Annotated in this window: 23 protein-coding genes; 19 read left to right on the top strand and 4 right to left on the bottom strand. The window is 64.5% G+C overall.

Annotated features, from left to right (window positions below):
- Nucleotides 1–111 precede the first annotated feature (111 nt).
- Genes THSYN_RS02505 through gspD form a run of 4 tightly spaced genes read left to right on the top strand, consistent with a single transcriptional unit; the run spans nucleotide 112 to nucleotide 4,853 of the window.
- Complete coding sequence (locus THSYN_RS02505; RefSeq protein ID WP_100917748.1) at nucleotides 112–1,212, top strand: PilN domain-containing protein; 1,101 nt, start codon at nucleotides 112–114, stop codon at nucleotides 1,210–1,212.
- Nucleotides 1,209–1,826 carry a type II secretion system protein GspM gene (gspM, locus tag THSYN_RS02500; RefSeq protein ID WP_100917747.1) on the top strand — a complete coding sequence of 206 codons (618 nt, stop codon included), beginning with the start codon at nucleotides 1,209–1,211 and terminating at the stop codon, nucleotides 1,824–1,826. Before THSYN_RS02505 ends, gspM begins: the two co-directional genes overlap by 4 nt.
- A complete protein-coding gene (locus tag THSYN_RS02495; protein ID WP_236848776.1) occupies nucleotides 1,823–2,533 on the top strand; it encodes a type II secretion system protein N in 711 nt (236 codons plus the stop codon). Before gspM ends, THSYN_RS02495 begins: the two co-directional genes overlap by 4 nt.
- On the top strand, nucleotides 2,499–4,853 hold the full coding sequence (gene gspD / locus THSYN_RS02490; RefSeq protein ID WP_100917746.1) for a type II secretion system secretin GspD: 2,355 nt from the start codon (nucleotides 2,499–2,501) through the stop codon (nucleotides 4,851–4,853). The genes THSYN_RS02495 and gspD overlap by 35 nt, the downstream gene beginning before the upstream one ends.
- Here the strand turns inward: gspD and THSYN_RS02485 are convergent.
- On the bottom strand, nucleotides 4,850–5,881 hold the full coding sequence (locus tag THSYN_RS02485) for a PilT/PilU family type 4a pilus ATPase (protein WP_100922267.1): 1,032 nt from the start codon (nucleotides 5,879–5,881) through the stop codon (nucleotides 4,850–4,852). The genes gspD and THSYN_RS02485 overlap by 4 nt on opposite strands.
- Before the next feature lie 88 nt (nucleotides 5,882–5,969).
- Nucleotides 5,970–7,301, bottom strand: a complete 1,332-nt coding sequence (locus THSYN_RS02480) for a PilT/PilU family type 4a pilus ATPase (RefSeq protein WP_100917745.1) — start codon at nucleotides 7,299–7,301, stop codon at nucleotides 5,970–5,972.
- Nucleotides 7,302–8,001: 700 nt separating this feature from the next.
- Between THSYN_RS02480 and THSYN_RS02475 the strand changes: the two genes are divergently transcribed.
- The 11 genes from THSYN_RS02475 (at nucleotide 8,002) to THSYN_RS02425 (ending at nucleotide 21,035) form a co-directional block, all read left to right on the top strand.
- Nucleotides 8,002–8,940, top strand: a complete 939-nt coding sequence (locus THSYN_RS02475) for an FkbM family methyltransferase (RefSeq protein ID WP_157817411.1) — start codon at nucleotides 8,002–8,004, stop codon at nucleotides 8,938–8,940.
- Nucleotides 8,941–9,002: 62 nt separating this feature from the next.
- Nucleotides 9,003–10,097 (top strand): glycosyltransferase, encoded by a 1,095-nt coding sequence (locus tag THSYN_RS02470; protein WP_172965223.1) that lies wholly within the window; start codon nucleotides 9,003–9,005, stop codon nucleotides 10,095–10,097.
- 218 nt (nucleotides 10,098–10,315) lie between these two features.
- A complete protein-coding gene (locus THSYN_RS02465) occupies nucleotides 10,316–11,308 on the top strand; it encodes a glycosyltransferase (RefSeq protein WP_157817410.1) in 993 nt (330 codons plus the stop codon).
- A gap of 77 nt (nucleotides 11,309–11,385) precedes the next feature.
- On the top strand, nucleotides 11,386–12,060 hold the full coding sequence (locus THSYN_RS02460; protein WP_157817409.1) for a class I SAM-dependent methyltransferase: 675 nt from the start codon (nucleotides 11,386–11,388) through the stop codon (nucleotides 12,058–12,060).
- 65 nt (nucleotides 12,061–12,125) lie between these two features.
- Nucleotides 12,126–13,436, top strand: a complete 1,311-nt coding sequence (locus THSYN_RS02455; RefSeq protein ID WP_157817408.1) for an oligosaccharide flippase family protein — start codon at nucleotides 12,126–12,128, stop codon at nucleotides 13,434–13,436.
- Nucleotides 13,433–14,104 carry a class I SAM-dependent methyltransferase gene (locus tag THSYN_RS02450; protein WP_157817407.1) on the top strand — a complete coding sequence of 224 codons (672 nt, stop codon included), beginning with the start codon at nucleotides 13,433–13,435 and terminating at the stop codon, nucleotides 14,102–14,104. The genes THSYN_RS02455 and THSYN_RS02450 overlap by 4 nt, the downstream gene beginning before the upstream one ends.
- 64 nt (nucleotides 14,105–14,168) lie before the next feature.
- Entirely contained in the window at nucleotides 14,169–15,371 is a 1,203-nt protein-coding gene (locus tag THSYN_RS02445; protein WP_157817406.1) for a glycosyltransferase family 4 protein, read from the top strand.
- Nucleotides 15,356–16,639: a glycosyltransferase family 4 protein gene (locus THSYN_RS02440; RefSeq protein WP_157817405.1), complete on the top strand. Its 1,284-nt coding sequence runs from the start codon at nucleotides 15,356–15,358 to the stop codon at nucleotides 16,637–16,639. The genes THSYN_RS02445 and THSYN_RS02440 overlap by 16 nt, the downstream gene beginning before the upstream one ends.
- Nucleotides 16,640–16,661: 22 nt before the next feature.
- Nucleotides 16,662–18,044: a hypothetical protein gene (locus tag THSYN_RS02435; RefSeq protein ID WP_100917736.1), complete on the top strand. Its 1,383-nt coding sequence runs from the start codon at nucleotides 16,662–16,664 to the stop codon at nucleotides 18,042–18,044.
- Between the two features lie 49 nt (nucleotides 18,045–18,093).
- Nucleotides 18,094–19,245, top strand: coding sequence for a glycosyltransferase (locus THSYN_RS02430; RefSeq protein WP_172965222.1), 1,152 nt, complete (start codon nucleotides 18,094–18,096; stop codon nucleotides 19,243–19,245).
- 5 nt (nucleotides 19,246–19,250) lie between these two features.
- Nucleotides 19,251–21,035 (top strand): carbamoyltransferase family protein, encoded by a 1,785-nt coding sequence (locus THSYN_RS02425; protein ID WP_100917734.1) that lies wholly within the window; start codon nucleotides 19,251–19,253, stop codon nucleotides 21,033–21,035.
- 100 nt (nucleotides 21,036–21,135) lie between these two features.
- Here THSYN_RS02425 and ssb read toward each other — a convergent pair whose 3' ends face one another.
- On the bottom strand, nucleotides 21,136–21,636 hold the full coding sequence (ssb, locus tag THSYN_RS02420; RefSeq protein ID WP_269467349.1) for a single-stranded DNA-binding protein: 501 nt from the start codon (nucleotides 21,634–21,636) through the stop codon (nucleotides 21,136–21,138).
- 140 nt (nucleotides 21,637–21,776) lie between these two features.
- Nucleotides 21,777–23,159, bottom strand: a complete 1,383-nt coding sequence (locus THSYN_RS02415; protein WP_100917733.1) for an MFS transporter — start codon at nucleotides 23,157–23,159, stop codon at nucleotides 21,777–21,779.
- A gap of 660 nt (nucleotides 23,160–23,819) precedes the next feature.
- On the opposite strand from THSYN_RS02415, the gene THSYN_RS02410 reads away from it, so the two are divergent.
- The 4 genes from THSYN_RS02410 to THSYN_RS02395 all read left to right on the top strand — a co-directional run bounded on the left by THSYN_RS02410 (nucleotide 23,820) and on the right by THSYN_RS02395 (nucleotide 26,213).
- A complete protein-coding gene (locus THSYN_RS02410; protein ID WP_100917732.1) occupies nucleotides 23,820–24,764 on the top strand; it encodes a DnaJ C-terminal domain-containing protein in 945 nt (314 codons plus the stop codon).
- Between the two features lie 4 nt (nucleotides 24,765–24,768).
- Nucleotides 24,769–25,116, top strand: a complete 348-nt coding sequence (locus THSYN_RS02405) for a chaperone modulator CbpM (RefSeq protein WP_100917731.1) — start codon at nucleotides 24,769–24,771, stop codon at nucleotides 25,114–25,116.
- A gap of 32 nt (nucleotides 25,117–25,148) precedes the next feature.
- Nucleotides 25,149–25,400: a UPF0175 family protein gene (locus THSYN_RS02400; RefSeq protein ID WP_100917730.1), complete on the top strand. Its 252-nt coding sequence runs from the start codon at nucleotides 25,149–25,151 to the stop codon at nucleotides 25,398–25,400.
- Nucleotides 25,401–25,772: 372 nt separating this feature from the next.
- Entirely contained in the window at nucleotides 25,773–26,213 is a 441-nt protein-coding gene (locus tag THSYN_RS02395; protein ID WP_100917729.1) for a hypothetical protein, read from the top strand.
- Nucleotides 26,214–26,704 lie beyond the last annotated feature (491 nt).

Here is a 26,704-nt window from a genome sequence, read left to right as displayed (position 1 = left end):
GCCCCGGGACGGGTAGCGTGACGGATTTAGGCGGGATGGTCAGCCCGCTCAGTAACCAGTCAAGCACAGGTTAGGCACAGACACCATCGTTGTCGTATCGGTATTAGTTCCATGGCCCTGATCGATGCTCTGAAACGACCCTGGGGCGGGCTCGCGCGACGCTCTTGGGCCAGTGCCCCGCGCCCGTCCGGCGAGCGCTTCGTCGCCTGTCTGCCGACGCCCGTGCGGCGCTACCTGGCGCGGCGCGATCGGCGCCTGGTGATCCGTGCGGACGGTCCCGGTGCCCACCTGGAGTGGATCGCGGGGGAGACCCGGGAGGTCCTGGGCACCCTCGACCTCGGCGGGCGAGAGCCGCTGCCCGGGGTCCTGGCCGACCGTTCCAAGGATCAGCATCGCCGGACCATCCTGCTGCTGCCGGCCACTGCCGTGTTGACCCGCCGCACCTCGCTGCCGGCCCAGGTCCGCGACAATCTGGCGACCGTCCTGCGTTATGAGTTGGACCGGCTCTCGCCCTTCCGGCCGGAGCAGGTGGTCTATGACTCGCGCGTGGTCGGCGGCGGCAAGGGCGAGGCGCGCCTCACGCTGGACCTGGCCCTGGCCCGGCGCGACCTGGTGGAGGGCTGGCTCAAGCGCCTGCGTGAGGCCGGGTCACCGGTGGATCAGGTCACCTGGGAGGGGGCCTGGCCCAAGGCCAATCTCCTGCCCCCGGCCGAGCGCCCGCGCCACCGTCAGCCGCTGCTCGATCCGGGCAAGTTGCTCCTGGCCCTGATCCTGCTCTTGGGTGCTGGGGTACTGGTCACGCCCCTGTGGCAGCGCTCGCGTACCCTGGAGACTCTGGAGTCCGAGGTGCGCAAGGCGCGCACCCAGGCGGTGCAGGTGGATCAGGTCCGCCAGGAACTGGAACGGGCGCGGCGCGGCAGTACCGAGGTCCTGCGCCAGAAATGGGAACTGCCGCGCATGCTCGACATGTTGCGGGAATTGACCGAACGGATCCCCGACGACACCTGGGTGCAAAGCCTCGAATACCAGAGCGGCGAGGTCCAGGTGCGCGGTGAGTCCGGTCGGGCCACGGCCCTGATCGGCCTCCTGGAGGGCGCCCCGGGGATCTCCGGGGTCTCGTTCCGCTCCCCGGTGACCCAGGTGGCCCAGACCGGCAAGGAACGCTTCAACCTCGCCTTCAATTACAAGCGTGCCGAGCCCGCCCCGCCATGACCCAGGCCAACCCCACCAAGCGTTACTGTGTACTCGTCTGGGGTGCGGCGATCCTTCTCCCCTCTCTGCTCATCGCCGCCATCGCCATCCCCTGGCTGGGGGAGGTCCGGCGGCTCGGCGACGCCATCGCCGCCGGCTCGGAGCAACTCGGACGCTATCAGCGCCTCATTGCCACCCTGCCCGGGTTGCGCGCCGAACTGGAGAAGGTCAACAGCAATCAGGACTTCAAGGCCTTCTATTTCGATGCCCCCACCCCGGACCTGGCCGGCGCGGAACTGACACGCAAGGTGCAGGACATCGTCACCGCCGCCCACGGCCGCCTGATCAGCACCCAGTTGCTGCCCGAGGAGAAGGCCGAACAGCCGGCGCGGGTGCGCCTGCGGGTCCAGATCCAAGGTACCACCGATATCCTGCTCGAGGTCCTCTATGAGCTCGATCAGGCGCGCCCCTTTCTCTTCGTCGAGCAGGTCTCGGTGCGCTCGTCCGCCCGTGGAGAGCTGCCCGAGCAGGTGGCACGCGGCCGTGCGGGCCGGCGCCCGTCGGCGATCAATGAGGCCGGCGAGTTGACCGTGCGCCTGGACGTCTTCGGGTTCGCCCTCGGGGGCAAGGCGTGATCAAGGCCGCGGCGCTCCTGCTGGTCCTGGCGCTGGCGGGCGTCCTGGTGCTGCAGTGGCGGGACTGGCCGCGCCCGCTGTCGCCGGTCGGCCCCCCCCAGTCGGACCAGGGTGCCGCGGCGGACCCGGGCGCCGCGGCCGACGCATCGCTGACCACGCCGGCGCCGCCGGAGGCCAAAGAGACCTATGCGTCCGTCGCCGAGCGACCACTGTTCCGACCCCAGCGCAAACCCGAGCCGCCGCCGGCCGCCGAGCCGACACCTGAGCCCGAGGCGGTGCAGGACGGCACCTTGGAGGGCCTGGATCTGAGCGCGGTCCTGATCTCTCCCGGGGCGACCTCGGCCTGGATCACCGACCCCAGCACACCCCAGATCAAACGCCTGCGGCTCGGGGACGAGCAAGCCGGCTGGTCGGTCAAGGCCATCCTGGCCGACCGCGTGGTGTTTGAGCGACAGGGCGAGACGAATGAGTTATTATTGCGTGATTTCTCCCAGACGCCAGCCTCGCCTCCCGCCGCACCAGCCCCGGCGCCGGTACGCCCCAACCCTGCCGGGCGCCCCAACCCCGCGGCACCGGGCCAGCTAAAGCCGCCGTCGCGCGAACCCCAACGCAAACAGGCGGCGGGCGCAGACCAGCGGGTCGCGCCGCCGAAGCCGCCCCAACCGAGACCGAATGGACGAAGACCAGCACCGCAACGGCCGCAGTAGCCGTCGGCCGGGGCGCCCCGCCCTGGCCGCATTGACCCTAACCCTGTTGGTTCTGGGACTCGTCGGCTGCGAGCGCGGCTATTGGGACCCGACGATCAAGGTCGGCTCCGCCAGCGGCCACCTGACCGCCGGGCGGACCGGGACCACCGCGTCCGGGGCCCCGACCGCCGGGCTGGTCGAGGACTCCGGCATCAACCTGTCCGATGACAAGAACACCAAGAAGGCGGTGGACTCGGTGCAGCGGGGGACCGGCAGCTTCGTGCGGCGGGTCTCCGGCCCCAGCGTGGACACCACCCCGGGTGATGTGACGCTGAACTTCGACGGCACGGACATCCGCGAGGTCGTGAAGGTCATCCTGGGCGACCTGCTCCAGGTGAACTATGTGCTCAGCCCGGCGGTGCAGGGCGTCGCCTCGCTTCAGACCGGCCGGCCGTTGCGGCGCGAGCACCTGATCCCGACCCTGGAGACGCTGCTGCGCATGAACAACGCAGCGATCGTCTACAAGTCCGGGACCTATGAGGTGGTCCCCATCGCCAACGCGGTCCAGGGCAATCTGGTCCCGCAACTCGGTGAGTCGACCCGCCCCCTGCCCCCGGGCTACAGCATCCAGGTCATCCCGCTTCAGTACATCAGCGCGGACGAGATGAGCCGCATCCTCCAGCCGCTGGCCCCGGAGGGCAGCGTCGTGCGCGTGGATACACTGCGCAACCTGCTCCTGGTCGCCGGCACCAGCCCGGAGATGGGCAATCTCATCGACACGATCAAGGTGTTCGATGTGGACTGGATGAAGGGTCTCTCGGTCGGGTTCTTCGTGCTCGAATACGCCAAGGCCAACGAGGTGGTGACGCAACTGGAGGGGCTGCTGGCCGACGAATCGGGAAACCCCATGAAGGGCCTGTTCCGCTTCATCCCGGTGGAGAGTTCCAACAGCCTGATGGTGATCTCGCCGCAGGAGCGCTACATCCAACAGGCGCGCAACTGGATCGAGCGCCTGGATATGGCCGAGGCGAGCGGCAGCGCCGCAGAGAAGCTCTTCGTCTACCGGGTCAAGCACGGCAACGCCGAGAACCTGGCGGACGTGCTCTCCAAGCTCTTCGCCGGCGACGGCAAGGAGAAGAAGCAATCCACGGGCGGCGTCGCCCCGGGGCTCGGCACCTCGAGTATCGGGTCGCGCGCGGTGATCGGGCAAATGGGCAGCGGCCTGGGTGGGAGCACCGGCGGCAGCAGCGGAACCGGCAGCGGGTTTGGCAAGAGCGGCGGCACGGGCGGCGGTTTGTCCGGCGGGCAGGGGGTACCGGGCGGGGCTGGTGGGACCGGTGGCCAAACCGCCCAGGCGCACACCTTTCAACTCAGCTCGGAGGTGAGCGTCGTCGCCGATGCGACGAACAACTCGATCCTGGTGCGGTCAAACCCCAAGGACTACAAAAAGATCCTGGATGCGCTCAAGCAACTCGACATAGTCCCGCTGCAGGTGCTGGTGGAGGCGACCATCATCGAGATCACCCTGACTGGAGATCTCAAGTATGGGATCTCCTGGAACCTGCTGGCGCACGCCAGCGATGGTTACAAGAGTGATTTTTCCCTGGACGGCGTCACGACTAACCGCAACGCGGTGACCCCCCTCACGACCGACACCACGACCGCGACCACCCCGGCGACGACGACCGCCGCGGCGGCGAATGCGCTCGCCCGCACCTTCCCGGGCTTCAACTGGGCCATCGTCGCCAATCCGGGGCGGCTGATTGCCAATCTCCATGCGCTCGCCAGCCAGGGGCTGGTCAACGTCCTGTCTTCGCCGTCCGTCATGGTGATCGATAATCAAGAAGCCAATATCGAGGTTGGTCAAGAAGTCCCGGTGCAGACCCAGCAGCAGCAGGCGCTCCAGGCGGGCTCCAATATCCTTAACAGTTATGAGTACAAGAAGGTCGGCGTCAAACTCAAGGTCAAACCGCGCGTGACCCCCGGCGGGCTGGTGCAGATGGGTATCTTCCAGGAGGTCAGCAACAAGGTCGCTTCCGATACGCCCAACAACCCCACCTTTGGATTGCGCCAGATCACCAGTACGGTTGCGGTCCGCTCCAACCAGGCGGTGGTCCTGGGTGGCCTGATAGAAGACTCCCGTTCCGACGCGAAGTCCGGCATACCGGGCCTCTACGACGTGCCCGTCGCCGGCCCCCTGTTCGGGACGCGCGGTAAGGGCTCGAAGCGGACCGAACTCATCGTCATCCTGATCCCCAAGGTCATCGCCAGTGACCAGGACATCGAGTCGGTCAACAACGATTTCCGCGATCGGATGCGCGGCCTGCAATTCAAGTTCTAGGCGAAGTTGATCTTGGCCTCGAGATTGGGGCCGGAGTCGGCATTGGCCAGGGCCTCGCTGAAGCTGATGGTCCCGGCGTGAAAGAGCTCGAGCAGGGCGTCGTCGAAGGTCTTCATGCCGTCCTCGCTACTGCCCTGCATCGCCTCACTGACCTCGTCCACCCGCCCGTCGCGGATCAGATCGGCGATGTGCGGGGTGTTGACCAGCACCTCGATGGCCGCGGAGCGCTTGCCGCTCACGGTGCGCACCAGGCGCTGGGAGACGATGGCGCGCATGTTGATGGAGAGATCCAGGAACAGGGTCTTGTGCAACTCCTGGGGAAACATATTGATGACCCGCTCCAGCGCCTGGTGGGCATTGTTGGCATGCAGGGTGGAGATGGCCAGGTGCCCGGTGCCGGCCAACTCGATGGCCGCCTCCATGGTCTCGCGGGTGCGGATCTCTCCGATCAGGATCACGTCCGGGGCCTCGCGCAGCGAGCTCTTCAGGGCGGCGGCGTAGCTCTTGGTATCGACCCCGACCTCGCGCTGGTTGACGATGCACTGCTTGTGGGGGTGGACGAACTCCACCGGGTCCTCGATGGTGAGGATATGGCCGGGGGCGGCGGCGTTGCGGGCATCGATCATCGCCGCCAGGGTGGTGGACTTGCCGGACCCGGTCGACCCGACCATCAGGATGATCCCGCGCTTGTGCGTCATAAGCTTGGGCAGGATCGGCGGCAGGCCCAACTCCGCGGCGGTGGGGATGCTTGCGCGGATATAGCGCAGCACCATGGCCGCCTCCCCGCGCTGGTGGAAGGCATTGACCCGGAAGCGCGCCCGGTCCCCCAGGGCAATGGCGAAATCCACCTCCCACTCGGTTGCGAAGGCGCTTGCCTTGTCCGCGTCCAGGATCGACAGCACCGCCTCGCGACAAAACTCCGGTGAGGCTGGACTCTCACCGATCGGACGGATGATCCCCTCGATCTTGATCCTGACCGGCGAGCCCGGGGTGAAGAACAGGTCCGAGGCCTCGTGCCGGACCATCATTTCGAGATAGGGGGCGATATCCAATCGGGCGTCTCCGGTTCAGGACCGCGGCGGCCAGCCGGGTGGTCCTTGGTTCGGTGTGCGGACTTCAGTTGCTCCGCTCTTTGCGGACCCCCGCCTGGTAGACCAACGCCGGACCGGTCGTCTCCACGGCCAGGCCGGTGCTGGTCTCGGGCTGGCCGAAGGGCACGCCGCCGCTCGTCTCGCTCGTTGCGCCCGACGGCGGCGCCGGCCTGGGGGGCGGGGCGCCAAAGAGGGGAACGTCGGGGATCAGATCCTCGCCGTCCTTCACGATCGAATAGCCTTCCACGTCGGCGAACATATCCCGACCCTGGGCCTCGTGACCCTCAAGTTTAATGGCGAGGCGCAGTTCGTTCATTGAATCGGCGCTGCGCAGCGCGTCCTCATAGCTGATCTTGCCGGCCTCATAGAGCGCGAACAGGGCCATGTCGAAGGTCTGCATCCCCAGTTCCCGGGACTTCTTCATGATGGCCTTGATGCCGTGCACATCACCCTTGAAAATCAGGTCCTGGATCAGGGGCGAGTTGATCATGATCTCGATCGCGGCGATGCGCCCGCCGCTGCTGCAGGGCAGGAGCCGCTGGGAGATGACCGCCTTGAGGTTCAGGGACAGGTCCATCAGCAGTTGCACCCGGCGCTCCTCGGGGAACAGATTGATGATGCGGTCCAGGGCCTGGTTGGCGCTGTTGGCGTGCAGGGTGGACAGACACAGGTGGCCGGTCTCGGCAAAGTTGATGGCGTGCTCCATGGTTTCGCGGGCGCGGATCTCCCCGATCAGGATCACGTCTGGGGCCTGGCGCAGGGTGTTCATCAGGGCGGCGTCCCAGCTCTCGGTGTCGACCCCCACCTCGCGCTGCGTGATCAGGCAGTTGCGGTGCGGATGGACATACTCCACCGGGTCCTCGATGGTGATGATGTGGCCGTAGCTGTTCTTGTTGCGGTGCCCGATCATGGCCGCGAGCGAGGTCGACTTACCCGAACCGGTGCCACCGACCACCAGGATCAGGCCCCGTTTGGTCATGATCAGGTCCTTGAGCACCGGCGGGAGATTCAGATCGTCCAGCTCCGGGATGCTGCTCGTGATGGTGCGCAGCACCGCACCAGAAAGCCCCTGCTGGATGAAGGCGTTGACGCGGAAGCGCCCGATACCCTGGGGGCTGATGGCGAAATTACACTCCTTGTGGGCCTCGTAATCGCGCACCTGGCGGTCGTTCATGATGGCACGCACCAGGACACTGGTCTGCACACTGCTCAGGGTGCGATCGCTGAGCGGTGTCATGCGCCCGTCGATCTTGCAGGCGGGCGGGAAGTCCGCGGTGATGAAGAGGTCGGAGCCGTTGCGGGCCAGCATGGTCCGCAGGCAGTCGAGCATGAATTTGGTGGCTTCTTGGCGGTCCATGGGGTCCCCGGTCGCGGTCGTATGGCCTTCGGTCGCAGTGTGGTTGCACGTCGTCTTGCGGCGGCCGGCGTCACGGCCTCCGCCGTACAGACGATAGCCCCGGGCAGGGGATTATGCAACCGAAGCGCCCAGGATAATACAAAGCATTATCATAATGTTAGAGAAATGGCTGGGATTGCCGATACGGCGACGGTTGACAACGCCTTGGTCCAGCGCGTGACCTGAGACTAATCCGGACCACGGCTGCGTTGCGACGCCAAACGCCCCGCAAGGGTTGCCCCCGGCCCAGTCGACCGACCTCGGGGGGTCGCAGACGGGTCGTCCTTTATGGCACACTCTCGGGCAGTCAGCCTAAAGGCGCGCCGCGCCGACTCGCCCGCCGCGATGGCGATCGCATGAGTGATGAACCGCCCCTTGAACATCCATGCAACACCCGTCGACTTCAGCAAGCTGGGGGAGCAACGGGCCACCCCGGACAACGCGGCTCGCCGCGCATCCGGCGTGCTGCCGATGCGTGTTCGTGCGACGCTGCCGCCCCTACCGAGCGCATGGGAAGCGCCAGGCCGTGGTCTTCGGGTCGGTCGCTCACGGCCGTGCCGGGCTTGGTCCGGCCCCCGACCTGCACTCCGCACTGGTTCGTGATAGCGAGTCCCACGCAGGTGGTTCCCTTGCCGCTGCTGCGCCGAACGAAATCCCTTCCATGAACACCCCGCCTGCAACGCTCCGACGTCCCGCGGTAGGTGTTATCCCGCTTTGGCGCACCCTCGCATTCCTTGCCAGCCATCCCTTGAATCGCGGACACATTGTCCGCGCATTCTCCAGATATCTGCGCTGGCAACTAGCCATCCGGCTGCTCCCCGGTGCGGCAGTAGTGCCCTTTGTCGGATCATCGAAATTACTCGTGCGCCGGGGCATGACCGGGGCCACCGGGAACATTTATGCGGGATTGCATGAACCACAGGACATGGCCTTCGCGGCCTTGTGCCTAAGACCGGGCGACGTATTCGTTGACGTGGGGGCGAACGTCGGCGCCTATACAGTGTTAGTGACGACGTTCGCTCGGGCGGTGGCTATTGCGATCGAGCCGAACCCGCAGGCGATGGCGACCCTCAAGATGAATCTCTGCTTGAACCGGATCGTCGATCAGGTTGAGTGTCACACCTGCGCCGTGGGGGCCGGCGAAGAGATCGCGCGGATGACGACCGATCTGGACACCATGAATCATCTCGTGACCAATGATACTCATGGCAATGAACACCTAGCGCAGATCCCGCTCCGCTCTCTGGATCAGATCTTGGGTAACCGCTCTGCAACGCTGATAAAGCTCGACGTTGAAGGATATGAGTTGCCGGCCCTGGAAGGGGCGACACGCACACTCGGCGCTGCGCCTCTGCTGGCCGTCGTGCTGGAACTCAACGGCAGCGGCGCACGCTATCGGCGCACGGACCAGGAGGTACATGAGCTGATGTGTGCCCGTGGGTTTCGACCGTTTGCTTTTGGGCTGTTCGATCGCCGCCTGAGTCCGCTGCAAGACTGGCGCCACGATGTCGGTAACACCCTCTATGTGCGCGATCCGGCGGCCGTTTTGGAGCGGCTCGCGTCAGCCCCGCCGTTGCCGGTTCTCCATCATTGGTTATAGCCCTGACGTGACTTAGGCCTAGGCCGATCGGGATGACCTCAAATGACCGCCAAGAGACTTCCGTGCGTGTTCTGAACCTGATCCAGTGCACCAACCTCGGCGGCATGGAGGTCGCCTCGCTGCGCCTGATGCGGGGGTTGATGCAGCGCGGTCACAGGGTCGAGTTGCTGTCCCTCCACCCACTGGGGGCACTCGCGCCGCTGCTGGCGGCGAGCGGGATTGCCGCTGAAGGTCTGACGTATCGCGGGACCTGGGGTTGGCGCAGCCTGGGCGCAGTCAGAGCGGCCATCGCGCGACACGACCATGACGCCCTGTTGATGACTGGACACAATTTGATCGCCATGCTGGCCCTCGACCGGGATCCGGCGCGCCGTCGAGTCCTGGCGATACATTACCACCATCTCGGTGTGAAGCCACGCTGGCAGTGGCGGTTGATCTATAGCATGGCGCTGGCCAGGTTCGATGCCATCACCTTTCCGTCCGATTTCGTCTGCACGGAGGCCCAGGCGATCCAATCTGGTATTGCCCGCATCGCCCACACGGTAAGAAACCCGATCGATCTGCCGCCCCTCCCCGACGCCCGTGATAAGATGATTGCCCGGGCGCATTTTCGGCTGCCGCCGGGCGCCGTGGTCATCGGCAATGCGGGACATCTGATCGCGCGCAAGCGCTTTGATGTATTCCTGGACGTGGCGGCCCGGGTGTCTGCGACACGGGATGGCTGTTACTTCCTGATCGCCGGTGACGGCGAGTTGCGCGGCACCCTGGAGGCGCAGGCCAGCCGCCTGGGGATCGGTCAGCAAGTGGTCTGGGCCGGCCGCCTGCCGGACTTGGCGAGCTTTTATTCTGCACTGGACGTATTGTTGTTTAATTCGGACCAGGACGCCTTGGGTATGACCCCGCTCGAGGCGATGAGCTACGGGGTACCGGTAGTGGCGTCCAGTCTGTACGGAGGGCTCAAGGAGGTCATCCGTGAGCGCGCCCATGGCATCCTGCTTGACCGTCACGACACCGATGCGTTGGCCGCGGCGGTTATCGAGTGCCTGCGCACGGGGCCGGACCGGCCCGGCCATCTCGCGCGGGCAAGGGTGAGCGAATTGACCCCGCAAGCGCATACTGTCGGCGCGATCGAGTCCTTGCTGAGCGGGGGCTCTTAGTGCGCCTGTGCTGGATTATTGCGGATCTCGGCAATTATCATGCCGCGCGGATGCGCGCGCTTCAGTCATCGCTCCAACACGATCTCAAAGTGATCGAGTTGAAGTGTCGCAGCGAATACCCGGAATTCGCAGCGGCCCGGGATGCAGTGCGCGCTCTTCACTGCCGCACCCTGTTCGCTCCTGACGCCGGAGCGATCTCGTTCGGCAGGCTCCGCGGTATGCTGTATCGGGCGCTGGACGACGCCCGCCCCGATGCGCTATTCGTTAATGGCTGGTCGCAGAGCAGTGCCATACTGGCGATGGCCTGGTCCATGTCGCACCAGGTCCCGTTCGTCATCGCCTCGGAAAGCACGGCGGCGGATCAGACGCGGGTCGCATGGCGGGAGGGCGTGAAGTGCCTGCTGGTCCGGCGGGCCGGCGCGGCCTTCGTCGGCGGTCGACGCAGCGCTCAGTACCTCCGTACTCTGGGCCTGCCGGAGGCGAGCATATTTCAGGGCTACGATGCGGTCGATAACGAGCATTTCGCTGCCGGGGCGGAGGCGGCAAGACGCGCCGCGGCACAGGTGCGATCCGCGCTGAATCTGCCCGGGCGCTATTTGCTGTGCGTGGCCAGGCTCATCCCCCGCAAGGGGTTTGCCATGCTGCTCGAGGCATTTGCGCGCTACCGCGCCGGCACCACGACGGCAGGGCTCGACTTGCTGTTTGTCGGTGACGGGAGCGATCGGCCCCGCTTGATGCAACTGGCTGCGGCTCTTGGGATTGACGCGGGGGTGCATTTCCACGGATTCCAAGGCTACGATAGACTTCCCAGCTATTATGGACTCGCTGAGGCACTCATTGTTCCCAGCCGGTCAGAGCCTTGGGGATTGGTCGTCAACGAGGCCATGGCAAGCGCCCTCCCGGTCTTGGTCTCCAGCGCCTGTGGATGCACCGATGATCTGGTGCGACACGGCCACAACGGCTTCGTCATCGATCCTACGAATGTCAAGGAGCTGACAGAACTCGTGCGGTTCATCGACGCACAACCGCAGCGGGTCCGTCAGCTGGGACGCAATGCCCACGCGGACATCGGTGCCTGGGGTCTCGACCATTTCGCCGCTCAGTGTTGGGGCGCAGCGAAGGCGGCGGTCGCGACCGGCCCAAGCCGCCCCTTCGCGTTGGAGGTTTTTTCCCTGGAGTCCTTCGCGCGCACGCGCCCGGGGTTGCTGTGACTAACTTACGCGCCTGGATCAGACAGGCCCCAGGCGGCGAGGCGGCGGCCTGGGTGTACCGGTTGTTTCGATACCGTTTGAAGACCAGACGACAGGTCTTCACGACGATCTACCGCGAGAATTCCTGGGGCAGTGACGAGTCGGTGTCCGGCACCGGTTCAACCCTTGAGTATACCAAGAATCTGCGCGCGCGCTTGCCCGCGCTGTTCACGTCACTCAGGGTCCACCGATTGCTCGATGCGCCTTGCGGTGATTACCATTGGTGCCAATTTGTTGACCGTGGAGCGGAGGTCGACTATCTTGGCATCGACGTGGTCGAGGCCTTGATCACGACCAATCAGCAGCGCTACGGTAATGTCGGCACAGCGTTTCGATGTCTAGACATCGTCTCCGACCCCTTGCCGAGCGCCGATCTATGGCTCTGCCGTGACCTGCTATGCCACCTCTGCGACCGTGACATTGGCAGCCTCCTTGCCAATCTTGAGCGCAGCGATATTCGCTATCTGCTGACAACGTCTCACGCTGAGTGTACGCGCAACCGGGATACACACAACGGTGGCTTTCGTGCCCTTAACCTGCGCTTGGCCCCGTTTTTTTTTCCGGAACCCATCTTCTGGATCGACGACTGGATTGAGGGCTTTCCTGTGCGCAAGTTGGGTTTGTGGGAGGTGTCGGCGCTCACCGCGGCCCTGGCGTCGAATCCGCTAGTACGCAACGGCGCCCGCCGCAGCCTGCGAGTGCGACGCCGCTGAAGCGCTCTCAACCCTCAACCGCCGCCCCGACGCGCACGCCGGCAGTGCGCCTTAGACCGGGGCCCGTGCTCGCTGTCACCACTCGTCAACGCCTGATGGGCGGGGCATTGTGGTCGGTCATTGCGGACGCGCTGACCCGCGCAACCGCGTTCGCGGTCACGGTGCTGCTGGCTCGCTTGCTGGGAGTATCCGATTATGGCCGGCTCGGGCTATTGCAGACCACGCTGCAGGCCTTCTCGGTGTTTGCGACGCTCGGCCTTGGCTTGACGAGCACCCGGTTTATTGCATGCTACAAGGTGGGTGAGCCGCAGCGCGCCGGGCGGGTCGCCTTGCTGGCACTGCTCATCGGGGTCAGCTTCTCGGCGTTGGCCACGCTTGCACTGTGGGTGAGCGCGGGGCCGCTGGCGGCGATCTTTCTTGAACTCCCCGAACTTGCGTTGCACCTGCGTCTCATCGCCCCGGCCTTGGTGTTCATCGGACTCGGCGGCATCTGCCGGGCTATACTGCAAGGTCTTGAAACATTCCGGGTGATTGCCTGGCTTGAGCTGACTGTCGGGCTCTGTTCGCTGACGCTGTTGGTGCCGCTCGTGCGCCATCTCGGGCTCACGGGGGCGGTGCTGGCCTTGGTAGCGACCGAAGTCCTGCGTGCGCTGCTCTACGCATCGCTGACCGCTCGCGCGCTTACACGCGCCAAGATTCCCATGGGGTTGCGCGGCTGTCGCGGCGAGTTGAGAGTCCTGTGGCGCTTTAGTCTCCCCACCGCCCTGGCGCACGCCTTGCATATTCCCGTGCTCTGGATCTGCCAATCGGTGATCGCGCATCAGCCTAACGGCACGGCGGCGCTCGGCGCCTTTTTTGCTGCGCAACGCTGGCTAACCCTGGTCACGTCGCTCCCGCTTGCGGCCTCGGCCGCGTTTCTGCCCCTGCTCTCACAGCGGGCGAATCGCTTGGGTGCGCGTTTAACCTGGCAACTCGCCGCGATTCAATTCTCGGTGACCATCATCCCGGCGGTTGCCGTGTTCGCTGCCATCCCCTCGTTGATGCCGTTGTTCGGCAAGGGCTTCGCCAACGCCGACGCCAACGACGCGGTTCGGGTCTTGATGCTCTTGGCCCCCGGGTTGGTCGTCTCGGGGGTAATATGGCAGGATCTGGTGGGGCGCGGAATCGCTTGGACACTGCTCTCGACCACTACACTCTGGGCGCTAACGATGTATCTGACCACTTGGCTTCTGCGAGATGCCGGTGCACTGGCGTTGGCTTGCGCGATGCTCGCCGGCTACGGCGTGCAGTTACTTGCCAATACACTGATTGTATTGATATTGCAATGGTCGTCGTCGACCGCCTTCCGATCCGTGAGGAACGACAAGCTCCTATGACCAAGCCGAACGCGCGAACCCTCCAGGGTCTTCACGAGGCGTTGATCGCGAGACTACCCGCCCTCGACCCGATGACACGGGTTCTGGATCTCGGCTGCGGCGAAGGCGCTTGGCTTGCACGACTGCGAGACAAGGGCTTTGCGCACCTGATCGGCGTCGATCGTGACCGGGTCCCGGACCCGCTACCCGGGGTCGAGATTTACCATATCGACCTGGAGACCGTCGAGCTTGCGGACCCGCTCGCGCCCAGCGCCTTCGATCTGATTACCTCCATCGAGGTCATCGAGCATATTGCGAACCTCGGGCGTTTTCTTACCCTGCTGGCCAGGGTATTGGCACCGGGCGGACGCATTCTCTTGACAACGCCGAACACCGCTTCGCTGATGACACGTCTGCGTCTCTGCGCTACCGGTCGTCTGCGGCAATTTGACCAACACGGCGACCAGACCCACGTGACCCCGATTTTTCTCGATCCGTTTCGGCGTTTACTGCTACGCCACGGACTGGCGATCACCGAGCTTTGGACCTACCCCGAGGGCGCCGCGATTCACGGCAGCCGCCGGTTGTCGCGACTCACCGCAAGCCTATTGGGATTGCTGCTGCCGGACCCGTATCCGGGCGACATCCTCTGCCTCTGGCTGAAGCACAGCGACGAGGGCCGGCCATGACTACGCCGGCGGATTGTGTTGCGGCAGCGCCGCACGCTTCGCCCACTTTGAACGAATGGTTGTGATGCGCCGTTACGCATTCCTGACGACGCCTCACCTCGGCGGCACCTACCGGGTCTTTCAGACCTTGCGCGGGGGCCTCGCGTCGCGCGGGGTAGAGGTCCGCTGGGTTGCGGTCGGCGCGCAGAGCGCGCGCGTCCTTGCAACCTGTGAGCACCCCGCTGGTGCCGACGAGGGCGAGTTGATTGCGCCTGAGGTCGAAGACGAATGCGAGCAGGGCCGGCGGCTTAAGCGCCATCTCGAGACTGGACAATACCGTGGGGTCTTCGTCGGAGCGCTCTGCGGTCGCGTCGAAAACAACTGCATCCGTTATCTCGACCCCGCAGTAGCGCGGATCATGATCGTCCATACCACCAGTGTCGGTGCCTATGCGGCAGCGCGCACCTTGGCCCCCTATGTGAACGCGATCGTGGGCGTATCCGTCCGCGTCCGCGACGATCTGGTCGCTCGCGGAATTGGACGCGAGCGCGTCTTTGCGATCCCTAACGGCGTCGCGGTTGATCAGTTCAACCCGGGTGCCCCGCGCGTCAGCGAGCGCCTACGCTTACTCTATCTTGGCCGCCTCGACGACAGCTCGAAAGGTGTCCTATGGTTGCCGAAGGTGATGCGTCGACTGCGCACCGCGGCACACCTGACTATTGTCGGCGATGGGCCCGACCGCGTCCGGCTCGAGCAAGGCTTGCGCGGTGCGGCCGTTGCCGCGCATCTGCGCACTGCCGTTTCCTCCCACCAAGTGCCTGGGATTCTCAGAGAGCATGACGTCCTGCTTGCTCCATCCCGTTACGAAGGTTTCGGACAGGCTATCGTGGAGGCGATGGCGTGCGCGGTGGTGCCGGTGGCCTCGCGGATACGGGGCGTGACGGATATGATCGTCGATCACGGACGCGACGGCTGTTTGTTCCCGATCGGTGACCTCGGCGCCGCGGCAGCGGCGATCGACGCGCTGGCGCTGGACCCAGCCCGCCGCGAGCAGATGGCGCGGGCGGCGCGCCGGGCGGCCGTGTCGAGATTCTCGAGCGAGCGCATGGCGTCAGGTTATTGGCAGCTGCTGGCGCGAGTGGCTCAGGGGGACCTTAGCACCCTGTCACCACCCCTGTCGATCGATGACTGGTGTTTTCCCCCCGCGCTATGCAGCGGGATGCGAACGCGGTTGCCGGAATGGGTGAAGAGCCGGGGCCGCAGGGTGCGCGAATGGCTCAGTCGCTGACCCAAGGGCCAGTCGGCACCAAGCCTAGGCCGGCGCTGGACGGATCGGCGACGACGGCGAGCGCGGCCGCCGTATCGGTCGCGCAGATTGGCGCCCGCATGCACTATGCCGTTCCGATACTGCTGCATCAGGCGGGGAGACTGGAGCGCCTGTATACCGATATCTGTGCAGTGAAAGGCTGGCCCAAACTGGTCCGCACCCTGACGAAAGACCGCGGCCCCGCCGCGTTGCAACGACTGGCCGGAAGGGTCCCCGATGGCATTCCCCCACGCAGGATTGTGTCATTTTCCACGTTCGGCTTGCGCTATCACGCCCGCACCGCGGCCGCGGCGTCGACCGCAGCCCTGATCGAAGCCTATGTCTGGGGTGCTCAGCAATTCTGTCGGCGCGTCGTGCGTTGCGGTCTGCACCCGGCCGCGGCTACCTATACGTTCAATGGCGCGGGCCTCGAGATAATGGCGGCGGCACGCGAGCAGGGGCTGGTGGCCATCATGGAGCAGACCAGTGCCCCGCTGAGCGTCGCCTGGCAACTCATTAACCAACAGCGCGAGCTGTTCCCGCAGTGGGAGGGGCCGCCGATCGGGGCCGAAGCAATCGCTGCTATGGTTGCACGCGAAACCGCGGAATGGGCGCTGGCGGATCGAGTTTTGTGCGGTTCGCAGTTCGTCGTGGAGGGCGTGAGGCAGGTCGGAGGACCGGTCGAACGGTGTACAGTCGTTCCCTATGGGATTGGGACTGCGTTCAACGTCGACCGCCCGCCGCATAGCGGTCCCTTGCGCGTGTTGACCGTCGGTTCAGTAGGGATCGCAAAGGGCTCGCCGCAGGTCCTGGAGGCGGCGCGCCTCATCGGCCGCGGCGCAGCCTTCCGCATGATCGGCGCCCTGCGGATTGGGGCCGTGATCGAACAAGAGATCCGCAGGTACGTCGATCTCCGGGGGGCCGTGCCGCGCGCGGCTATCGCACCGCACTACGCGTGGGCCGATGTCTTCGTACTGCCATCTTTGTGTGAAGGCTCAGCGACGGTGACCTACGAGGCACTGGCGGCCGGCTTGCCGGTCATTTGTACCGCCAACACCGGAGCCGTGGTGACCGATGGCGTGGACGGCTTCATCGTGCGAGCCGCGGACCCCCACGCGATCACCGCGGCACTCCAATCCTTGATCCGGAACCGGGAGTTACTGCACGTTATGTCCAAGGCAGCGCGCCTGACGGCACGGCGCTATAGCTTGGACGCTTATGGCAGGCGACTGATGGCGGCGACAGCGTGAGCAGCGGACGGGAGTCATAGTGATGCGTTCAACCGACGGACTCCTGCCTTACCTGCTGTTCGGCTTGCTGCCGTTAGGTCTAATGCTGTTGTACCTCGTTCGCGGCGGCCGTCTAGAGTTGGCCAGCCTGAGATTTGCTGGCATCCTGTTACTTTGGGTCAGCTACCATCTTTCTCCCTGGCTCTTTTATCTGCAAGGATCCTGGAACAGTTTTCTTCTGGTGCCCCGCTTCATTGGTGCTGCACTCTTGTTTTCAACCCTGAGCATGTTCGCGTTTTTGCTCGGCTACTCATGGGCGGGGGGAGGGGTGCGTCGAGGTCAGGTCAAGGCCCTGCTGGCGAGCGATGCGTTCCGCGTGAAGCCCTACATACTGGTCGTACTCAGCACTTTTCTGCTGATCGCGATGGTGGTGCAGGCAGGCGGCGTCGAACAGGTTTGGGCATCGGACTTGCCGCGCGGATTCGGTCAGTTCGCGACCCGCGACGCGGTCGGTAAGCTGAGTCAAATGGTTGCCGTGTTAGCGGGCGCGGCAGGCGTCGTCGTCGCGACCGTCGCGTCCGTGGTGCTCTTGCGGAATCGGGCACTGACTGCGCCTTGGTGGGTGGGTATCTTCTCCTTGGTCGTAGCCCTGCTGCCCGGGATTTGGGCATTTAGCCGGGGTGCTGGGGCACCCTTGGGAATCTTCGCGTTCATCGCCTTCCGTCTCGGTACTAACCGCAGCCTTACTGCCGGGGTCGGGGCGCTTTTTCTGGCTTGGAATCTGGGTCAAATTGGACTTAATGAGCGGGGCAATTATTATCCTGGTGTCGGTAATTTTCTCGCCGCCGTGATCAGTGACGAGAGCGACCTGCAGCGCCACCATCGCATTAGGGCCTTACCGTTTGGGCCTGCTGACAACCCTCTTGAGGCGGTGTCCGCTTGGACACGCAAGGCGCAACAACGGAAACTTGACGATCCGGACGGCCTGGCGTCGCTCATTTCGGTGCTATGGCACCTGAACCCTGTACCCTCCGAGTTCACCGGGCTTCCCCCCATCGGGCGCGATCTTGCAAAGGTCATGGGTACGTTTGGCAGCACTGGCTTGACGTCTCCGTTGTTGGCGGACCTTTTCTATGCTTTCGGCTACCTCGGAAGCGTGTTTATGTTGCTCATCGGCGCGGTATGCGGATGGTTTGAAAAGCAGGCCCGGACCTCTCCGGGATTGGATTATGAGATTGGTGTAGTCTTATGCCTGATTGGCCTTGGCATCGGTTCACAACTTGGTTTACGCGCCGCGACTCGGCCGCTGTTCTATGCATTGGTGCTAGTATGGATCACCCGTAAGGGCGGGAACCACGAGATACCTTCAGGTCGTCCGGTTGTCGCTCGATCGACTAACAACCGGAAGGTTGGGGGCCTGGGATGAATAGTTTCACTCGGCGTGGAACGGACTGGACATGGTGCGCATAGGACTGGTGACCGATTTCATCGGCACTAACGGAGGTGGGGTGGCGGAAGTGGTGCGCAACCTGGCAGTGGCACTCGCTGGTCTCAGGGGCTGCAGGGTTGTGGTGCTGGCTCGGGATGCGGGCCCGGAGTCGGGTAGGTTGCGCGATTTCCCCGCTGTCGAACTAAAGACTTTTCATGTCATTGGGCCTGCCAAGCTGGGCCTGTCAACAGATCTTACTCAGCTACTTCTCGGCAATGATCTCGACCTCGTGCACCTGCATGGGCTATGGTGTCTTTCGATGCGCTCCGTCACGCTCTGGTCCAAGTGCTCCGGTGGCAGGCCCTATATGGTTTCGCCGCATGGCATGCTGGACTCTTGGGCGCTTGGGCAGTCGCGTTTGCGGAAACTCGCCGCGGCATTCGTGTATGCAGATGCGTGCCTGGCGGGTGCCCAGGGGCTCCATGCGTTAGCACCCGCGGAAGCCGGTGCAATGCGCAGATATGGCTTGCGTAACGCCATCTTTACGGTACCAAACGGCGTTTGGCTACCGCGCAGGCGCGCCGAAGGCGTGGGTACAAGGGACTCTCTGGACCCTCGCCGGTGCCTGCTCTACCTCGGACGCCTTGACCCGAAAAAGAACCTGCCGGCATTACTTTACGCCTGGCGAGAACTCCTGCTTCGGGAGCCGGGCCTGGATCAAGACTGGCGACTGCGCCTCGTCGGGTGGGGCGCAACCAGGCACGTTATGGAGTTAACACGCCTGGTGCGGGAGCACGCGCTGGGTAGCACGGTTGAGATCGCCGGTCCAGTGTTCGGAAGTGAGAAGGCCACTGCGTTTGCGCAGGCCGACCTGTTTGTGCTGCCATCGCTGAGCGAGGGGCTGCCGGTTGCGGTCCTTGAGGCTTGGTCCCATGGCCTCCCCGCTGTTCTGTCGCGACAGTGCAATTTGGATGTCGGATTCCATAGGGGTGCCGCGTTTTCCTGCGGTCCAGACTGGACTTCAATTCGCGACACCTTAGCAGCCACGATTGGATTGCCGCACGCAGCGCTGCGGGCCGCAGGCGCCCGGGCGCGCGCCCTGGTAGAGGAGCAGTTCTGTTGGGAGGTGGTCGCGGCCCGGCTGATGGAGATCTACGCGGACCTTGTCAGCCGGGCGAGCCGACCCCAGGGGGACTGAAGCCGATGCTCGTATTGGGATTGAACACCTACCATGGCGATGCAGCGGCATGCCTTGTAAAGGCCGGACGTATCGTCGCGGCGGCCGAGGAAGAGCGGTTCAGGCGCGTCAAGCACTGGGTTGGCTTTCCGTCTCTGGCGGTATGTTATTGCCTCAGCGAGGGGGGCGTTACCCTCGGTGACCTGGACCGGATCGCGGTGAACAGTAATCCGCGCGCAAACCTGCGGCGTAAGCTGCGCTTTGCTGTCCGGCAGCGCCCGACCCTGGCGTTAGTGCTTGACCGCATCAACAACCGACTGCGGCGGACCTCGGTTAGCGAGGAGTTGGAGCGGACCCTGCCGGGGCAGACCTGTCGGGCATCTATTCACCGTATCGAACACCACATCGCCCACCTGGCGTCCGCCTTCTATGCCTCACCCTTTACCGATGCGATGCTGGTCTCAGTGGATGGCTTCGGTGATTTCGCGAGCGCCGCCTGGGGCTACGGTGATGCCCGCGGGATCCACGTCGAATCCCGGGTTCTCTTCCCTCATTCCCTCGGTATTTTCTATCAGGCGATGACCCAGTTCCTGGGCTTCCCGAATTATGGCGATGAGTACAAGGTGATGGGGTTGGCATCCTTCGGTAAGCCGCGCTACCTGCGGGAGATGGAAGAGATACTCAGGCTCGGCCGGGATGGCGGGTTCACGCTCAACCTCGCCTATTTCCGCCACCACCGGGAGAAGATCAGCTACCAATGGTCGGGGGGCGCGCCGGGCGTCGGCGCCCTGTATTCGTCGGCGTTGGCCGGGTTGCTGGGGCCGCCACGGTCCCCGGATGAAGCGCTGACGCAGCGTCACCGGGATCTTGCCAGCAGCGTGCAGGCTTGGTACGAGGAGGTATTTTTCAATTTGCTGAGCGATGCAGCGCGGCGGTTCCCCAGGGTGAATCTCGGGCTGTCCGGGGGCTGTGCCATGAATTCAGTGGCCAATGGCAAGATCAAGCGGCGGATGGGTTTCAAGGCAGTCTATATCCCGGCGGCGGCCGGCGACGCCGGTGGTGCGCTGGGAGCGGCCTTGCAGGTTGCCTGGACCTCGGGTTGCCGGGGTCGTGAGGGACAGATGGACCATGCGTATTGGGGGCCGGCATTCTCCGACGGGGAGATCGGCGACTTGCTGGGCGCGCGACGGATGCAATTGCAGGGGCGTGGACTGCACGTCGAATTGGTTGCGGCGGAGGAGGACCTTTGTCGCGAAACGGCCCGGGCCATCGCTGCCGGGCTGGTGGTTGGCTGGTTTCAGGGACGGATGGAGTGGGGGCCCCGCGCCCTGGGCAACCGGTCCATCGTCTGCGATCCCCGCCGCGGTGACATCAAAGACCTCCTCAACGCCAAGATCAAGCGCCGCGAATCGTTTCGGCCCTTTGCCCCTTCGGTGTTGCGGGAGGCGGTTGGGGAGTGGTTTGAGGAGGACGTTGATGTACCATTCATGAGCGAGGTTTTCAGCATTCGCGAGGACAAGCGGGCACTGATCCCGGCGGTGACCCATGTGGACGGATCGGGGCGCGTACAAACGGTGCACCGACAGACCAACCCGCTCTATTATCGGTTGATCGAGTGCTTCCGTGATATCACCGGTATACCGATGGTTCTGAACACTTCATTCAACGAGAACGAACCGATCGTCTGTCTCCCCCAGGAGGCCCTCGACTGCTTCTTACGCACGGACATGGACTGCCTGGTCTTAGGGCGCTGGCGGGTTAGTCGCCGCGGGTTGCAGGGACCGGCTTGCGGGGTCGCCGACGGCGCGTGAAGATCATCTCGCCGACGCCTAGGCCTGCCGCCGTGCTTGAGCATCGTCGCGCCACGCCGCGGTAGGCGCGGCCGGCACGATGATCGAGGTCCCCTGGGACCTAAAATGGGATATCGTCGTCGAACGGCATACCGCCGCCCTGATCGGGGGCGGGGGGAGCGGCAGGCCGAGCGCCGCCGGCCGGGGCCGCTGCCGGCGCTGCCGGACCGCGCGGGGCGTCGTCGTAGGGAACCGAGGACCCACCGCCGGGGCGGCCGTCGAGCATCTGCATGGTGCCGCTCAAGCCGGCGATGACGACCTCGGTCGTGTAGCGGTCATGCCCTTCCTTGTCCTGCCATTTCTTGGTGCGCAGTTGCCCCTCCACATAGATCTTCGAGCCCTTGTGAAGGTATTGTTTGGCGACCTCGGCGACCTTACCGAATAACACCACGGTGTGCCATTCGGTCCGCTCCTGCGTCTCGCCGGTGTTCTTGTCCCGCCAAGACTCGCTGGTGGCGATACGCAAGTTGGCTACCGCATCGCCACTCTGCATATAGCGGACCTCCGGGTCAGCCCCGAGATTGCCAATCAGAATGACCTTATTGATGGTTCCTTTCGACACGATGTGCACCTCATGGTTAGTCTGAATTACTCCGGCAGGGCACCTTATTACCCCGGCAGGGCACCTTGGACACCGGCAGGCCATCCGGTGGGCGCGCGGGCGTCGCGTCTCCTGACCAGTTCGACGGCCCTGCCAGGTCCTCAGGTTGCCGCGGACAAAGCGGCCAATCTTGCCGAATCCAGTTCGCGGCTGTCCACCTTGAGATAGGCGACCCCCTCTTCCAGTACCACCACCGCGTCGCGCACCCCAGGGACGGCCAGCAGGCGCCGCTCCAGGTCCAGGATGCCGTCGGCGCCGATGGGTCCGAGCGGGAGCAGCTGGTTGGTCACCCGCTGCGGGGCGGCCATGGTGGCGGCCACCAGCAGCCAGGCGAGCGCGCACAAGGCGGCGAACACGAAGACCGCGGGGGCGCCCAGGTACTGGTTTACCAGCCCCCCGGTCATGCCGCCCAGGAAGGCGCCGATGAACTGGGAGGTGGAGTAGACCCCCATGGCGGTGCCCTTGGCCCCGGCCCGGGCGATCTTGGAGATCATCGAGGGCAGCAGGGCCTCCAGCAGGTTGACGCCGGTGAAGAAGACCGCGAGCAGGATCATCAACGGTATCAACTCGGTGGCCCAGACGGAGAACCCGAGCGCGGCCAGCCCGACGGTGGCGATGCCCCCCATAAAGACCTGTTTGATGCGCCCGCGCCCCTCCGCGATGATGACGAACGGAACCATCGCCAACAGGCCGAGCAGCAGCACCGGCAGGTAGACCTCCCAGTGGTCGGCGTTGATCACGCCCGCCTTCACCAGCGAGGGCGGGATGACCAGGAACATGCCGGTCATCATCAGATGCAGCGAGAAGATGCCGAAGTTGAGCCGCAGCAATTGGCTGTCGCGCAACACCACCATCAGTTGACTCGCGACCGGCTCCGCGTCCCGGTGGACGGAGCGGCGCTTGGGGTTCGGCACCACCAGCCACAGCACCAGGATGCCGGCGAAGGCGAGCAGGGCGGTGACCCAGAAGATCCCCGCGAGCCCCCAGAACCGGGCGATGACCGGGGCGATGATGAAGGCGAGGCCGAAGGCGATGCCGATGCTGGCGCCGACCCCGGCCATGGCGCGGGTGCGCACCTCGTCCCGGGTCAGGTCCGCGGCGAGCGCCGTGACCGCGGCGGACACGGCCCCGGCCCCCTGGATCACCCGCCCCAGGATCACCCCCTCAATGCTGGTGGCCAGCGCGGCCATCACGCTCCCCAGTACAAAGACCGCGAGCCCGCCGTAGATCACCGGCTTGCGCCCGATCCGGTCGGACAGCATCCCAAACGGGATCTGGAGGATGGCCTGGGTGAGCCCGTAGGCGCCGATGGCGAGCCCGATCAGGAGCGGTGTTGCCCCCGTGTAGCCGTCCGCGTGGAGCACAAAGACCGGCAGGATCAGGAATAACCCCAGCATCCGCAGGCCATAAATGCCGGCCAAGCCGAGCGAGGCGCGGCGTTCGTCAGGTGTCAGGGGGATGACTGCAGGTTTGGCAGGGTTCACGGCGCAGACGCTGGGGTGACGGCAAAGGCCGGATGATACCAGCTTCGGTCCGCCGGGGGCGTCTCGGACCGAACTGCGGCTGCGATCGGAACTGATGTGGTGACCGAGATCCCGGGTACGCTGTCGTTGTCGTTGTCGTAATCGAATAATCCGACGACGATTACGACAACGACAACGACAACGACGCCCGGTCCGTGAGAGCGTCCGGTAGCTGTCGCTGTCAGGGTAGGCATCGCCCACCCGGCTCCGGCGATCGTGGCAGCTTGGCGGGCACGCGATGCGTACCCTACGACATGTGCGTTAACACATCAGTTCTGATCGCACCCTCCGAACGGCCGTGGGCGGGGGCTTCAGTGGGGGCGGGCCATCCGGGGCGGGCGCGTAGTCGTTGGTCCGCGCAGCGGACCCTACGGTACCGGGTCGTGCAGGGGCCAGGCCCGCGGCGGCGCGGCGGCCAAGGCGATGGATGGACGAGCGCTGCCGCCAATAGCCATGATCTTTTTCGAGTTGTTCGCCTTTTTCGCGGACTGATTTGCCCCTCTGAGGTTATTCTAGCCAGGCGGGGGCGACCCGGTGCAACCGGGGCCGTGAATCCCCATCTTCGGCACTGATTCGAGTCCGTCCGACGCCAACCCCGACTCCTTGCCCCGAGACCTTGCTATGGAATATAAGGATTACTACAAGACCCTGGGTGTCGCCCGCGATGCCACCCCGGACGACATCAAGCGCGCCTACCGCAAGCTGGCGCGCAAGTACCATCCGGACGTGAGCAAGGAGGCGAACGCGGAGGCCCGCTTCAAGGAGGTCAACGAGGCGCAGGAGGTCTTGAAGGACCCGCAGAAACGCGCCGCCTACGACGCGCTCGGCAACAACTGGCGGGCCGGCCAGGACTTCCGGCCGCCCCCGGGCGGGGCCGGACCCCAACAGGGATTCCACTTCGACCCCAACGAAACGGGCGATTTCAGCGACTTTTTCTCGAGCCTGTTCAACCGCGAGTTCCGCGGCGCCGGTGCCGGCGGGGGCGGCGCACCGCGCAAGCGCCGCGGCCAGGACCAGACCGTGCGGGTCCAGATCGACCTGGAGGACGCCTTCCAGGGCGCCACCCGCCAACTGCGCCTGGAGATTCCGGAGGTGGGCGCGGACGGGCACATGACCAGCCACGAACGCACGCTCAATGTCCGGATCCCGGCGGGGGTCACCCAGGGCCGCCAGATTCGCTTGAGCGGCCAGGGCGCACCCGGGGTGCATGGCGGGCCGGCCGGGAACCTGTATCTGGAGGTGGACATCCGGCCCCACCGGCACTTCACCGCGGACGGCAAGGACATCGCGTTGCGCCTGCCCATCGCCCCCTGGGAGGCGGCCCTGGGCGCGACCATCCCGGTGCCGACCCTGGGCGGGCCGGTGAACCTCAAGATTCCGCCGGGGTCTCAAACCGGCAAGCGGATGCGCCTGAAGGGGCGCGGGCTCCCCGGCGATCCGCCGGGCGACGAGATGGTCATCCTGGAGATCGTGGTGCCGTCGGCCAAGACCGAGGAGGCGCGACGAGTCTTCGAGCACATGGCCGAGCAGTTGCACTTCAACCCGCGTGCGGAGCTGGGGGTCTAAGACCATGGTTAAGAGCGAAACACGCATCGAAGGGGTCGTCATGGACGAGGGGTTTGTCGTCACCCTCGCGGAACTGACCCAACTGTGCGGCTCCAGTGGCCGCACCCTGCAACTGCTGGTGGGTGAGGGGGTGCTGCGGCCGCGGGCGGGCGGCGCGCCGGGCGAGTGGCGCTTCGACGGCGTCGCGGTACAGCGCGCCCGCCGGGCCTTGCGCCTGCGCCATGACCTGGAGCTCAACCTGTCCGGGACCGCCCTGGCATTGGACCTGCTCGATGAGCTGGAGGCCCTGCGCGAGCGCATCCGCGCCCTGGAGCATCAGCTCGGCACACTGGGCGGACGCGACCGCGGGTAGACTTCGCCCGCGCGCCCGGAGCGGAAAATGTCATGCAAACCTTGACCCTTCCCCACGCGGATGACTTGCTTCTCACCTCCGGCCAGACGCAGGAAGCGTTGGCAGCAGAATTGCGGTTCTTGCTGGCTGTCAAACTGTTTGAACTGCATCGCCTGTCCATCGGCAAGGCTGCTGAATTTTGCGACATGGGCAAAGTACGGTTCTTGTTTGAACTGGGTCGTTTGCAGATTCCGGTCATGAATTTGGACGACGACCAGATTGCGGACGAGTTGCGTGACGACTAGCCCCGTCGTCGTTGCCGACAGCGGTCCTTTGATCGCACTGTCGGTCATTGGTCAGAGCCTAATCGATGCGGTGCTGCGTGATGTGGGAGAGATCGAGGGCTTGTAGAATGCTGACATCTTGGCGGCCCTTGGCGCGCTCCGCTTGCGCAAGCCTTGCGCTACACTCTGCTGCCGGCCTTGGTCATAATCCCGGCCACCGCACAAACCGCGAGGTCGTTGGTCCGCACAGCGGACCCTACGGCTTCGGCCAATCCTAGCACGCTGGAAACGGCGTGCGCGCGTCCTCTTCGCCGCGCTTCAAGGCGGTTTCATAGATGAAACGCGCGGGAGTAGAATTGTGGTTTCGGCCCCAGAAAAAACGGACAGGGCAACATGGCAAGCAAAGACGAGTGGCGAGCAAAGCGACTGGAACATATCCGGGGGCTCACCGAACCGAACGATCAACAACGTCTGCTGCTCGATCTCGTTGACCAACCCACCCGCACCGCTGCCGAAGAGCGGGATCTTGCGGCACTGTGGACCGCAGAGAAAGCCGCGGAGAAGCATCAGCTCGCTCAGATCAAAGCCGGTAACATCGTCACCGGGCGCAAGGACGCTGCAAGCAAGGCCCGCGATCACAAGATGTTTCAGGCGGCGGGATTGATGGGGCTCGCTGGCCTGCTCGACACCAAGACCGGGGAGCTTGCCAAGAAGCCGCCCGCCCTGCTCGGTGCGCTGTTGGGTCTCGCCGAAGTCGACGATCCGCGACGGCGGGAGGCGTGGGAATCCATAAGGTGCTCCTCTGTTGGCCGAACGCTCGAAGAAGGGCGGTAGGAAAGAGGACGTTGACAAACATTCTGACTGACTGTAGTGGGTCTTAGCTAATAGGAAAAAATAATCTTCAATCATTCTCATCAAGGTAACGGCCGGAGCAACGATAACAAAACCCTGAAGATAATTCGCCGCGAGTCGCATTAACTCCACAGATAGAGCAGGTAGCCGGTATTTCATCGCTATCTTCATTTCCGCAGAAAGTACATCCAAACCCAGTATTGGAATCCTCGTTGCATATGAGCGTATAATTTTCGCATTCTGGACAATCGAGACAATTCGGGCGATCTTCATCACCCGAGAAATACCATAATTGACACTGAGCCGTTTTCATAATTTTTCCAGAGAAGCCGAATTGGCATGATTTGGATTGTCTAGCGTCGATCGGCGCCCCGACTGGATATCTCATCGGGGCATCGATCGCGGCTGGAACGACCATCACATCCGAAGCAAATCATTTAGCCCGAGCCTCGCGATTGACACGTCAGATTGTT

Source organism: Candidatus Thiodictyon syntrophicum (assembly GCF_002813775.1).
GTDB classification, from domain to species: domain Bacteria; phylum Pseudomonadota; class Gammaproteobacteria; order Chromatiales; family Chromatiaceae; genus Thiodictyon; species Thiodictyon syntrophicum.
Note: the sequence above shows the minus strand (reverse complement) of the source record. Positions and strands in the feature narration are given on the sequence as shown.